Annotated in this window: 10 protein-coding genes; 6 read left to right on the forward strand and 4 right to left on the reverse strand. The window is 43.4% G+C overall.

The genetic code is table 11. The features are described from left to right. Positions 1–88: 88 nt before the first annotated feature. Together ACYTXU_RS03690 and bcp are read right to left on the reverse strand one after the other, a co-directional pair. Positions 89–1510 carry a PhoH family protein gene (locus ACYTXU_RS03690; RefSeq protein WP_462208458.1) on the reverse strand — a complete coding sequence of 474 codons (1422 nt, stop codon included), beginning with the start codon at positions 1508–1510 and terminating at the stop codon, positions 89–91. 22 nt (positions 1511–1532) lie between these two features. Continuing rightward, complete coding sequence (bcp, locus tag ACYTXU_RS03695; protein WP_462208459.1) at positions 1533–2000, reverse strand: thioredoxin-dependent thiol peroxidase; 468 nt, start codon at positions 1998–2000, stop codon at positions 1533–1535. Positions 2001–2174: 174 nt separating this feature from the next. Here bcp and dapA point away from each other — a divergent pair, with 174 nt between their 5' ends. Genes dapA through ACYTXU_RS03710 form a run of 3 tightly spaced genes read left to right on the forward strand, consistent with a single transcriptional unit; the run spans position 2175 to position 4915 of the window. Continuing rightward, positions 2175–3056 (forward strand): 4-hydroxy-tetrahydrodipicolinate synthase, encoded by an 882-nt coding sequence (dapA, locus tag ACYTXU_RS03700; protein ID WP_462208460.1) that lies wholly within the window; start codon positions 2175–2177, stop codon positions 3054–3056. Next, complete coding sequence (bamC, locus tag ACYTXU_RS03705) at positions 3040–4122, forward strand: outer membrane protein assembly factor BamC (protein WP_462208462.1); 1083 nt, start codon at positions 3040–3042, stop codon at positions 4120–4122. Before dapA ends, bamC begins: the two co-directional genes overlap by 17 nt. Then, the gene (locus ACYTXU_RS03710) at positions 4109–4915 is read left to right on the forward strand and encodes an MBL fold metallo-hydrolase (protein ID WP_462208463.1); all 807 of its coding nucleotides are present in this window, start codon (positions 4109–4111) and stop codon (positions 4913–4915) included. Before bamC ends, ACYTXU_RS03710 begins: the two co-directional genes overlap by 14 nt. Before the next feature lie 41 nt (positions 4916–4956). On the opposite strand, the gene ACYTXU_RS03715 is transcribed toward ACYTXU_RS03710, so the two are convergent. Next, a complete protein-coding gene (locus ACYTXU_RS03715; RefSeq protein ID WP_462208465.1) occupies positions 4957–6321 on the reverse strand; it encodes a sensor histidine kinase in 1365 nt (454 codons plus the stop codon). Next, positions 6318–7007: a response regulator gene (locus ACYTXU_RS03720; protein WP_462208467.1), complete on the reverse strand. Its 690-nt coding sequence runs from the start codon at positions 7005–7007 to the stop codon at positions 6318–6320. Before ACYTXU_RS03720 ends, ACYTXU_RS03715 begins: the two co-directional genes overlap by 4 nt. Before the next feature lie 341 nt (positions 7008–7348). On the opposite strand from ACYTXU_RS03720, the gene ACYTXU_RS03725 reads away from it, so the two are divergent. The 3 genes from ACYTXU_RS03725 (at position 7349) to ACYTXU_RS03735 (ending at position 11134) form a co-directional block, all read left to right on the forward strand. Next, on the forward strand, positions 7349–8572 hold the full coding sequence (locus tag ACYTXU_RS03725; RefSeq protein ID WP_462208468.1) for a TonB family protein: 1224 nt from the start codon (positions 7349–7351) through the stop codon (positions 8570–8572). A 107-nt stretch (positions 8573–8679) separates the two neighbouring features. Next, positions 8680–9807 (forward strand): M14 family metallopeptidase, encoded by a 1128-nt coding sequence (locus ACYTXU_RS03730; RefSeq protein ID WP_462208470.1) that lies wholly within the window; start codon positions 8680–8682, stop codon positions 9805–9807. Between the two features lie 4 nt (positions 9808–9811). Then, the gene (locus tag ACYTXU_RS03735) at positions 9812–11134 is read left to right on the forward strand and encodes a saccharopine dehydrogenase C-terminal domain-containing protein (protein WP_462208471.1); all 1323 of its coding nucleotides are present in this window, start codon (positions 9812–9814) and stop codon (positions 11132–11134) included. Positions 11135–11143 lie beyond the last annotated feature (9 nt).

The raw sequence follows: 11143 nt of genomic DNA on the forward strand, positions 1-11143 counted from the left end.
CCGGTGTATTAACGAGAAAAGTGATACTGATGCTTAATAAAAAAAGCCCCGTAAAATAACGGGGCTTTTTAGTTTAGAGTGTCTGTCGTTATAACAGCTCTGAGGCATAATCAGCCAAACGTGAGCGTTCGCCACGTTTTAGCGTCATGTGTCCTGAGTGTGGCCAATTTTTGAACCGGTCGACGACGAAGGTGATCCCCGAGGTTGTTTCAGACAGATAAGGTGTGTCGATTTGTGCCACGTTACCCATACAGACAACTTTAGTGCCGGGACCTGCGCGGGTGATGAGGGTCTTCATCTGTTTTGAAGTCAGGTTTTGCGCTTCATCAATGATGATAAATTTGTTGAGGAAGGTTCTGCCGCGCATGAAGTTTAATGAGCGGACCTTGATCCACTTTCTTAGTAAATCATGTGTTACGGCCGTTCCCCATTCATCATTATCGGAAGGCGAGAGTACCTCAAGGTTATCCATTAATGCTCCCATCCAGGGGGTCATCTTTTCTTCCTCAGTTCCGGGTAAGAAACCAATATCTTCACCCACAGAAACAGTTACCCGAGTTACAATAATTTCTTTATAGCGTTTAAGCTCTATGGTTTGCTCCAAGGCTGCGGCAAGTGCTAACAGGGTTTTACCGGTTCCTGCTGGACCTTGCAGCGTTACAAAGTCTATTTCGGGATCCATCAAGAGATTGAGAGCATAACTTTGTTCGCGATTTCTGGCGGTGATTCCCCAGATGTTGTGGCTGTCGTTTCGATAATCTGCCAGGAGTTCAATGGTCGCTGTCGGATGACCATCTTCTTCTTCAACTGCGCGCACAATGGCTTCAAAATTGTCTTGCGGTTGAAACAGGCATTGATTAAGTGACCAATCGGACACAAGAGGTCCTTGAATACGGTAATAGGTTTTGCCTTCCTCCTGCCATGAGTCAATATCGCGGCTATGAGTGTCCCAGAAATTGTCTGGCAGTTCATAATAGCCTGTATAAAGCTGCTCGACGTCGTCCAGTACTTTGTCGTTGAAGTAGTCCTCGGCATGCACACCAACGATATTGGCTTTGATGCGCAAGTTAATATCTTTGGATACCAGCGTGACAGTGCGATCATCATCACGAGCTTGCAACGCCAGCGCTACGTTAAGAATGGTGTTATCAGCTTTACTACTTGGAAGTGAGTCGGGAAGTCTATCGATGTGTTCTTTAGTTTGGAAATAAATTTTGCCGTGTTTGTTGCGATCCTGGATTTGTGGGATAAGACCAATGTGAATGCCTTCGACCATCGGATCTTCGCCTTCTTCAGCAGCGGAGAGCAGGTCATCAAGATAGCGGGTAACTTGCCGAACATTGCGAGCTACTTCCGAAACGCCTTTCTTTCCGGCATCGAGTTCTTCGAGAACAACCATAGGGATTAAAATATCATGCTCTTCAAAGCGGAACAGAGCAGTGGGGTCGTGCATCAATACATTCGTGTCCAATACGAATAGACGTCTTCCGTCCAGGTTTTCTTTTACCATGAGGCACCTCTCAAGTGGTTTATTATAGTGCTTTAACGGCTTCTAATACTTCTTCAACGTGGCCTTTGACTTTAATCTTCCTCCATTCCTGTTTGAGTTTACCTTCCGCATCAATTAAGAAGGTACTGCGCTCAATGCCCATATATTCACGGCCATAGAGTTTCTTCAGCTTGATAACATCGTAGGCTTTACACATTTCTTCGTCGGCATCGGACAGTAAATCAAACGGGAACTCATGTTTTTTGCGAAAGTTTTCATGTGTTCTGACACTATCACGAGATATGCCCAGGATTTCAGTGTTATGCTTCTGAAACTGTTTATAGTGGTCACGAAAATTTTGCCCCTCTGTGGTGCACCCTGGAGTGTTGTCTTTAGGGTAAAAGTAGATGATGAGGTTTTTGCCTTTGAAATCGGTAAGTGAAAGAGTTTGGTCGCCGGTGGCGGGGAGTTTAAAACTAGGTGCTTTTTTATTAAGCTGTGGTTGGCTCAAATCAGCCTCCTTTAGGTTTTGTTTCTTGAGTCTTTTTTATCGTTTTCATTATCACTTTACGTCAGAAAAATTTTTGTCGCAAGCAATCCTGTCTTTTTTGTGATTTTGCTTGTTTTTACTGGCCTCGCTGGCTAACATAGCCCGCAAACAAGGCCGAGCCTTAAGGATTTATTCATGTTTTCAGGTAGCATTGTAGCGATTATCAGCCCTTTGAAGGCGGATGGCTCTCTTGATGAAAATGCATTGAAGGAGCTTATTGAGTGGCACATTAATGAAGGTACTGATGGTATCGTCATTATGGGTACTACAGGTGAGTCTGCGACAGTTGATAGCAAAGATTACGAGGCCGCGATTGAATTGACGGTCAAGCAAGTGGCTGGGCGTGTCTCTGTCATTGCGGGAACTGGCTCAATCAGCACCAGGAAAACCATTGCTTTAACACAACAAGCGGAAGCGATGGGTGTAGATGCAGCTTTGGTGGTTACACCTTATTATTGCAAACCCAGTCAAGAAGGATTATTTCAGCACTTTAAAGCGGTTGCAGAGAATACCAAACTACCGATTATCCTCTACAATGTACCGGGCCGCACTGCGTGTGATTTACTTCCTGAGACAGTTGCTCGCCTCGCAGATATTGAAAATATTGTGGCGATCAAAGAAGCAACAGGTGATTTATCCCGAGTAGAGGAACTAAATCGGGTGTGCAAGACTCCAATCACCTTGTTAAGCGGTGATGATGCTACAGCTTTAGAGTTTATGAAGCAGGGCGGTCATGGCGTGATTTCTGTTACTGCAAACGCCGCTCCGGCGCTAATGAGCAAAATGTGTGAGTTAGCCAAGTCAGAGCAGTGGAAGCAAGCTACTGTTATTAATGAAAAACTGTCAGCCTTACACCAGGATTTGTTCCTTGAAGCAAACCCGATCCCTGTTAAGTGGGCCCTGGCGAAAATGGGCAAGTGTGAAGAAACCATTTTATTGCCATTGACCGTGTTAGCTGAACAGTACCATTCACAAGTATTAAAAGCGTTGGAACAAGCGAATGTCGAGATTAAATAAATATAAAACACTGATAATTTTGAGCTCTTTGGCCACTGTATCTTCATGCAGCTGGTTCTCCGCCAAAGATGGCACTGAAGATATTGATAACCGCTACATGGATAGTCAGCAAGGCCCTGAGTTGCAGGTACCCCCTACTGCAAAGCATATCAGCGTGGATGATCGCTACCGTGTTCCGGAAGGTGTGATTATTACCAGCCGTGATGCCCAAGGCAAAAAACTAAGTCTTGACCCACCACAATTACTATTAATCGGTGGTGATGGTGTGCGTGAAGATTCTGAGCAACTGCACCCAACAGTATGGGTTCGTCATCAAGACGCTCCGTTCATGGACTATGTTTCGCGCTTTGTGACGAAAAAAAATGTTCCTGTACAAAGCTCCGGTGAGAAGCAGATTAGTACAGACTGGATCACGGATGACGATGAAACTGACTTGGCAAATTATATTGGTTCTTATAATTTAGATGGTCAGCGCCACCGTATAACATTAGAGATTATTGATCAGAACTCAAATGAAGTGGCTGTTCAGGTACGTAACACTCAAAGCCAGCGTCTGGTCAACGAAAAATGGGTGGCAATGACACCTTCCAAGACTGTTGCCAGCCAGTTCCTAAATGCCTTTTTAGGATTTTATGATTCAGAACGCACTAAAGAAGCTCGCGAGCGTATCCTGGAAGAGGGAACAATCAACGTTAATCTCGGCACCAATCAGCGTGGAAATATTGCATTGACGACTGAACGCGACTTGATGTCGGTTTGGGATCAGTTACCGAGAGTACTTGAGGATCTTAATCTTACCGTTTCTGATCGTGACCAATCTGCGGGCATTTATTACTTTAATGTGAAAGAACCGGAAACTGGTTTCTGGGCATGGTTATGGAATGATGATGAAGCTAATCCTAAAGTTGATATGGAGCCCGGCGATTATCAAATTTTGATCGAAACTACAGCATCTGGTGCTAGCATGACCTTCAAAGATGATGAAGGTAACTTGCTCGACGCTAATGTTCTTACTAAAGTCTATCCGGAGTTTGCAGCAAGTTTCAAAAGCCGTGGAAAACAGTAATCGACTCAAGGTTGCATCGCTCGGATCAGGAAGCAAAGGTAATGCAACACTAGTATCAAATGGTGAAGTTACGGTCATGGTTGACTGTGGCTTCACTGTCAAAGAAGTCCTCAAGCGCTTACCTCGTTTGAATCTAGCCCCCCAACAGATCGATGGAATTTTAGTTACCCACGAGCATCAGGATCACATTAGTGGTGTTGGTGCTTTAAGCCGTCGCTTTTCGATTCCGGTATGGGCCACTAAGGGGAGTTTATTATCAGGGAAATGCGGTAATTTACCTGAGTTCAATCTGATTGAGGGGTTTGAACCTTTTTCAGTGGGGAGCTTGCATGTGACACCTTTGTCAGTTCCACATGACGCACGTGAGCCATGCCAGTTCCTGTTTAGTCAAGATGAGTTGCGACTTGCTATACTCACTGACCTGGGCTGCTTTACTCCCAAAATTGTTGAGCAGCTTACGCCATGTCACGGCATTTTACTGGAATGTAATCATGACGAAGAAATGCTGTGGAATGGCCCTTATCCTGAGCGACTAAAACAACGAGTGGCTGGCAGAATGGGGCATATGAGTAATCGGCAGGCGATAGAGCTTTTGCAGCAGATGGATTGTGACTCTTTACAACTGGTTATCGCAACACATTTAAGCGAGCAAAATAACTGTCCTAAGCTGGTTAGTGAATTATTGGCAGAAACTTTGAGTTGGCCGATAGAGCAATTAAAAATTGCGGAGCAGGACCTGGGCTTTGATTGGCAGGAGCTGAGTCTTAAACCTTCGACTAGAGTTTACAAATAGTATAAGTCCTGTCCGATAAAAACTATCTATTAATTTTTCAATTAGCTTGGCTCACCTTGAGGAGGATTGTCTTTGCTCTCGGTGTCATCCAGCTGTGTTAGTGGCATGGTAATGGTGAATAGGGCGCCGTTTAGTATGCGACTATCTTCTGCCCAAATCTTTCCGTGATGCCGTGAAATAATTCCTTTAGCGATTGCTAAGCCTAAACCTGCACCGCCAGAGTCTCTGTTTCGGCTAAAATCAAGACGTGTAAATGGCTCAAAAATTCTTTTGCGTTTACCGGGCGGGATGCCGGGACCATCATCTTCTACTTGAATATCAATCGTATCGTTATACTCAGTCAGATTAATTTGTACGGTAGAGATAGAAAAACGTGCTGCGTTTCGAACCAGGTTGATCAGCGCCCGTTCAATCAAGTTCTTGTCGGCATAGAGTGTGCTACCCTGGTTAGGTTGGCTATAGATCACAAATTGCTTATTGTTGTGGATAGTCTTGACCTTATCACACACATCTTGGGTTAGTTCTTTGATATTAAATTCAGACAGTTGCAGAGGGTGTTGACCATGTTTTAACCTTGAGTAACCCAATACTTCACGAACTAAGGCATCTAGCTCATCTAAAGCATCATGCATATCATCCGTTAGTTTTTCTTTACGGGAGTCAGAAGTCTTATCGTTAAAGAGATCAAGGGCAAAACTTAGACGTGCCATAGGGCCGCGGAATTCATGGGCTACTGCATGCATTAAGTCTCGTTGGTTGTAGAGGCTTTGTTGGTGCTCTTTGCGCAAATCGTTGATATGTTCGATTAATTTCGGAATGTTAGTTGCTAAATCCTGAACGGCATAGTCTTGTCTTTCCAGAGCCAGTCCATCAAATTGAATTTTGTCCAGCGCAAAGCTGGCAGGACGGAGATTTCTTTGGTTAAAGTAATAAAGTCCGTACAGGATTGAACCATTCAAAAGAAGAAGCACAAAAGTATAGACTAACCAGTCTTTTACAGTGACATAATAATAGGGTGCATCATAAGGCCCAAGTACCAGAATTGACTCGTTATCATTCAAGATTACAAGGCCAATTGGTCCATCTTTTCCATCCATATAGACCAGATAACGGTTTTGTTTCAGCTCGTCTTTGATGTTTTTGTCTAAATTCAGGTCGGATAGTTTTTCAGAAGTGATTTTAGCTTCCAGTTCGTATTCTGCTCGAGCAATAGTCTGTGGAGAGTGGTTGTAATCGAGGATGGATAACCTGAAATTGAGTTCGCGAGCATCAGAGGTGATGCTCTCTCTTACTTCTTGCTCACCGATATCAAAAACCCATGGGAAGTAAACATAATAAACAAAGGTTCCACCTAATATGTTGGCTACAACAAAAATCAACAGTGGAGCAATTATTTTGCGAATCATTTGGTCAGTAGATAGCCTTCGCCACGAATAGTTTTGATCATATACGGCAACTTAGGATCATCCCCTAGCTTTTTGCGAAGTCGTGAGATTCGTAGGTCGATGCTTCGGTCAGTGCCATCATATTCAAGGCGGAAGGTCTTGCGATGCAGCTCTTCTCTGCTAACAACTTCACCTGAGCGCTCTGCTAACAACCATAACAGGTTATATTCAGCAGTAGTGAGATGAACAACTTCACCGTCAGAAATGACAGTGCGATTTTGCGGGTTAATTTTAACCTTCCCAGCCTGAATAAAGTCAGCGTTATTTTCAATAGCTTCTGAAACTTCAACACGCCTCAGGAGTGCGCGAAGATGTGCTAATAAAACGCGAGATTTAACAGGCTTAGAAAGATAGTCATCTGCTCCTGTTTCAAGGCCGGCAACTTCATCAATATCATCGCTCATAGAGGTCAGCATAAGAATCGGTCCGCTGTAATTAGGACGCACAGTACGACAGACGGTCAGACCGTCTGCTCCAGGCAGCATCACGTCAAGGATGACGGCACGTGGCTGTTGATTGACGATAAGGTCAATAGCCTTGGTACCATTGGCTTCAATTTGCACTTGATAGTCATTGCTTTCAAGGAACTCAGCCACCAGCGACGCTAGCTTGTCATCATCTTCTACAAGTAAAATAGTTTGCGACATTATTTATAGTTTTTTAGTGTACACCCAGTAAAAGTAGGCATTAAATTGCCTGATTTAATCTGTCAGGTCAATGCCTCAGCTTAAATATCTAAATTATTTTTAGATTTTTATGTTCAAATAGTAGCATAGTTTTACACTATAAGCGCTACATCAAAAAAAAATTATTATAAATCAAATGGTTATTTCGTTATATGCCGACAGGTAGAGGTCAGTACTCCCTTATTATTGTCATGCTTGCATTTAACTGCTAATCTTTTACAGTATGAACTGTGTCATAAAATTTAACATTATTGGCACGTCATATATCCAATTAACTTTTCACGAATTACGGCTGTATGCTCATGAAAAAAGTAACATTATTCTTATTATCACTATGTTTAGTTGCACTTTCGGGTGTTGGCAGCTCGGTAAAGGCTGCTGAGCAGGTCAATGTTCAAGGTGCAAACTTGCAGTTGAATGGTATTGCCGTTCACAGCGAATTGCGCCAAGAATGGTTTCTGAATGGCTTGTATTTAACCAATAAATCAGATGACCCTGCTGAAATACTTAATTCTCCGATGATTAAGAGGATGCAGATCAAGGTGTTAGCTGATGAATTGCCGGGGCGTCGTCTAAAGCGTTTCTGGATTGAGCGTATAAAAAATAACAATGAAGCCGCTTTGGTATTAGAAAATGCTAAAGGTGTCCGTGATTTGGCAGATGCTTTAGGTCAGGACCTAAAAGCTGGTGATACTATTAATATTGATTATGTGCCAGGCGAAGGTACTGTGATTCAGATTAATGGTGCGGTGGTGAGCCGGGTGGGCCAAGAGGTTTTCCCGTTAATGCTGAATACCTGGGTGGGAGATAGACCGCCTTCATCTGAGTTTAAAGATGCCATTTTAGGTAATCAATCAGCTGTTAGTTACTCCGATCTGTTGGCTAAATACTCAACTATTAATCCAGCACCTTCACGTGTCTCCTTATTCGATCAAGCTGCTCAAGCAGCGAAAGAAGAAGAGGAACGCTTAAAGCGTGAAGCGGAAGAGCGTCGAGCAGAAGAAGAGCGTCGGGCTCTAGAACAACAACAGAAGGAAGAAGAAAGAGCACGTCAGGCTGAAGCTGAGGTAGAACGTCAGCGTCAACAGCAAGAGCAACAGACTCAGGAGCCAGTTAAGCAGCCTGAGCCTGAGGTTAAGCAGCCAGTTGTTGAGGAGGTTCCTGCAGGGCCCACAGAAGCTGAGCTGGAGTCTATGAGATCTAGCTATAACTCTGCTATTCGTTCACATTATGTACCATTTTTCGAGTATCCGGTTCAGGAAATCATGCGCCGTCATGGTAAATCGGCTTTGCTTAATCCACGTAAAGGGCGTACTCATGGTGAAGTCACTATTCAGCTTGAGGTTGATCGAACTGGTGAGCTGGTCGGAGGTAGTCTAGTCTCTAGTTCTGGAGAGAAAATTCTTGATGATGCGGTGATGAGCGCATTGTTTGATGCGGTACCATATCCAGCGATGCCTGAAGATTTACCGGAGCAAACATTTAAGACAACATTGCCTATTTCAATTCCAGCGCCACAAATGTAGAATTCGCTACATTATTTGCAAAGGGGCCTCTTATGGCCCCTTTCTAGTATTTTAGGCTACGCAGTTTTTCGTGTGGTTTTTTTTGAATAATTTAAGGTAGAAAATCAATGAATATCAATTGCTTATTTGACAGTGGCAATATTGAGGTGATTGATGCTAGTGACAGTAAAGCAATAAAGCTAGCTATCAGAAACGATTCTAACTCTGAATTTAAACAATGGTTCCATTTTCGTGGGCATGGTGAGATTGGTAAGACTTATCATTTCGAAATTGCCAATGCTAAAGATACTTCTTATGCCGATGGTTGGAAAGATTACCAAGTAGCAGCATCTTATGACGGCGAGTATTGGTTTCGGGTACATACTAAATTTGATGAGGAAAAAAGGCTAACCTTTTCACACCAGCTAGAACACTCAACAATCTTCTTTGCTTACTTTGAACCCTATTCATATCAACGTCATTTAAGCTTAATCCATCAGGCTCAACACTCGGAGCTGTGTCAACATCATATTCTGGGTCAAACAGTTGATGGTCACGACATTGATCTGTTGGTAATCGGTGACGAAAGTCGAGCGCGTAAAATTTGGGTTACGGCTCGCCAACATCCAGGAGAAACGATGGCTGAGTGGTGTGCCGAAGGTTTCATTGAGCGCCTATTAAACGAAGATGACGGCCTAGCTCAAAGTCTGTTACAAGAAGCGGTTTTCTATATTGTGCCTAATATGAATATTGACGGCAGCATTCGAGGTAATTTGCGTTCCAATGCTGCTGGTGCAAACTTGAATCGTGAGTGGCAAACCCCAAGCCTTGCTAAAAGCCCTGAAGTTTATCATGTACGTAACAAAATGCAGGAAATCGGGGTTGATGCCTTTATTGATATGCATGGTGACGAAGCTTTACCTTATGTGTTCGTGGCTGGCTGTGAAGGGATTCCAAGTTATGATGAGCGCTTAAAGCAATTGGAACTGGAGTTTAGTGAGATCCTCAAAACCGTAAATCCGGACTTCCAGTCTGAATATGGTTACGACAAAGATGAGCCTGGCCAGGCTAACTTAACCGTTGCTAATGCTTGGGTTGGAGAAGAGTTTAAATGTTTATCGCTGACTCTGGAAATGCCTTTCAAGGATAACGCTAACATCCCTAATAAAGAAACAGGATGGTCTGGAGACCGCAGTTACTTGTTGGGGCAAACCCTATTAAACCCACTCTATCAATTAATTAGAAAATTAAGGTAGCAGCATGGCAAAGTATTTAGTATTTGGCGCGGGATTTGTCGCCGAACCTTTAGTAGAGTATTTATTACGTCGTTCAGATAACTCAGTCACTGTTGTTAGCCATATTCTTGAAGAAGCTCAGGCGTTGGCTAAGAAGTTCCCGGGTGTTGAGGCAGTCCAGGCTGATGTAACCAACCAATCACAAATTGAGCCATTAATTGCTAAGTATGATTTGGTCGTGAGCTTAGTTCCAGCGACCCTTCATACGGTGATTGCAAAAGCATCTATCGCACAGAAAAAGAATATGGTGACAGCCAGTTATGAATCCCCTGCGATGCGTGAGTTGAAACAGGAGGCTTTGGACGCAGGTGTTACTATTCTAAATGAAATTGGCTTGGATCCAGGCATAGATCATTTGAGTGCCATGAAAATTATTGACCAAGTTCATGCAAAAAACGAGAAGGTAATTAGTTTTGTGTCTTGGTGTGGTGGTTTGCCGTCACCCCAAGATAACGATAATCCGCTGGGCTATAAGTTTTCCTGGGCTCCCAAAGGCGTATTGCTGGCGTTGCTTAATGATGCTTTATTTTTACATAACGGTAAGGTTGAGCGTGTTGTTGCAAAAGAACTTCTCAAGTGGGCTAAACCTTTGCAGGCAAATGGTTTAAATCTTGAGGGTTACCCTAATCGTGACTCGACGGGCTACCAGGAAATTTACGGTATTCCCGAAGCTCAGAATATCATCCGTGGTACTTTCCGTTACTCAGGATTTTGTGAAATTATTCAGGCCGCTAAAGAGCTAAATTTATTAGAAGCAAAGTCTGATGGAGCAAGCCCTGACATTATTTGGCAAGATTATATCTGCCAGATAAACGGTGTTCAGGACTTCGATGCTCTTAAAACACGAGTATCTGAGTCAGCGTGGCGTGGCTTGGGCTGGATTGGTTGTTTTTCTGAACAGCCGGTTGGAGATTTTGCTGGACCAATTGATGCGTTTTGCAGCTTGCTGGTACAGAGGTTGAGCTATCGAGATGGTCAAGTTGATATGGTGTTGCTGCAGCATAAATTTGAAATTGAAAAAGCTGATGGTAGTCGTTACCACATCGCTTCAACTTTACAAGAGTTTGGTCAAGTCGGTGGCTATACAGCAATGTCAAAAACAGTGGGCTATCCTGCTGCAATTGCAAGTCAATTGATTGCTGATGGTAAGATTGACCGTAAAGGAATTATCCTGCCCATGACCAAGGATATTTACAATCCAATTCTTGAGTTGTTGGAAAAAGAAGAGATTACTTGTGAAGAAGAAGTTAGGGACCTAGAACCTGGCTTTTTAAGCGAGCTTGACTAGTGGCAGTAA

This window comes from Kangiella sp. M94 (genome assembly GCF_054926195.1).